The 1,679-nt window shown below is 64.9% G+C and carries 2 protein-coding genes; both read right to left on the reverse strand.

Annotation, left to right across the window (positions count from 1 at the left end; all coding sequences use genetic code 11):
• Nucleotides 1-266: hypothetical protein (locus U870_RS22900; protein WP_043710811.1), on the reverse strand; the 266-nt coding region annotated here is incomplete at its 3' end.
• The coding region (locus U870_RS0121935) for a phage tail protein (RefSeq protein ID WP_025159490.1) at nucleotides 263-1,679 on the reverse strand (1,417 nt) is incomplete at its 5' end. The genes U870_RS22900 and U870_RS0121935, both read right to left, overlap by 4 nt.

Here is a 1,679-nt window from a genome sequence, read left to right on the forward strand (position 1 = left end):
GGCCCGTCGAAGCCGATCGATGTGAGATCCTCGACGGCGGCGAGCATGTCTGCCTCGGTTGCGGCAGCAACCACCACATGCAGCGAGATCGCGAGCGCCTCACGGTAAGACTTCGCGACTGCGAACGCTCCGTGACCCTGCTTCTTCTCGTTTACCGGTGACTTGTCCTGGGGGGTGTCGTACCAGCCCACCTGATCGGTGAACCAGTACGGCACCCCCGCCAGGCGTGTCGGCGGGATCACCCGACCGTCGAGGAGGAACGTCATGTGGTGAACACCGCCCTCGTCGCCTCACGCGACCACTGCCGCATCGCCAACGACGGAGACTGTTCCGTCGAATGGATCTCCTGGTTCACGACCACCCCACCGACACCGGCACGCGACGCTGCCGACGCCGCCGACGCGGCGGTGCTGGCCGTCGGAACAGCGACCAGGGTGTCCAGGGTCCGGTTCACCAGTGCCTCCTGACCGGAGACACCGTCGACGAATCCCTGCATGGTGAACTGGCCGAGCTCACGGAACACACGCGACGGCGAGTGGATGCCGAGGGCCGCTTTGAACGGCTCAACGATCCACCCCGGGATGATCTTCAAGAAGAAGTTCCCGATGTTCCGTAGCAGCGACCCAGCACCGTCGAGGAGCCCCTGGATCAGGTTCTTGCCGACGTCGAGCAGCCAGCCACCAGCACCGGCGAAGACACCCAGGATGGTGCCTGGGATGCTCTGGAAGAACCCGACGACCTTGCCGATGAAGTTGCCGATGCCGGAGATCAGTCCGTTCCAGATGTTCGCGAAGAACTTCCCGATTCCGGCGAAGAAGCCCATCACGGAGTTCCACACGTCCTGCATCTGCTTGCCGGCCTGCTTGTTGCCCGTCGCGAGGTTCACCAGCCAGGTGATCGCGTCGACAACCCACTTGATGACGGTGGCGAGCACCTGCACGAGCACCTGCAGCACGGGTACGAGCAGCCCGATGATCGGAGTTATCAGCTGCAGAATCGGGGTCAGCAACGCACCCACCAGCTGAATCAGCGGCGTGAGGATCGGGCCGATCAGCGAGAGCAGCGGCGCGATGAGCTGTAGAACTGCGGCGATCACCGGCAGGAGGATCCCGACCATCGGTGAGAAGGCCGTAAGTAGCTGGCCGATGATCGGGACCAATGTCGAGATCACCGGCAGCAGCGCCTGCATCACAGCTCCCAGCACGGTGCCGAGAACCTGTGCGATCTGGGCGACCACGGGGGCGAGTGCAGAGATGGCTTTCGCCAGGACCCCACCGAGGAGCTGAGCGACCTGGCCGATGATCGGCGCGATGGTGGTGATCGCCTTGGCCAGGATCCCGCCGAGCGTGGTGGCGAGCTTCACGATGACCGGCAACAGGGTTTGCAGGAGCCCCGACAGGGTCGAGGTCAGAGTCCCCATCACCTGCACGATCGCGGGCAGGATGGCTTGCAGCGCTGAGGCGAGCGCGCCTCCGACGGACGTCGCCACCTGGCCGACGGCGGACACCAGGGCGGGCAGCACGGGAAGCAGCGCGTTCATGATCAGCGACACCGGAGACAGCGACTGCCACAGCTGCAGCAGCGGGGGCACCAGCTGAGCGAACACCGGCCCGAGCTGGGCGAATGCCGGAGCCAGCGCCGTGAATACGGATCCGACTACTTCCCTCACCTGGGCGAAT

It is taken from the genome of Leifsonia aquatica H1aii (assembly GCF_000633535.1).
Taxonomy (GTDB): domain Bacteria; phylum Actinomycetota; class Actinomycetes; order Actinomycetales; family Microbacteriaceae; genus Leifsonia; species Leifsonia aquatica_A.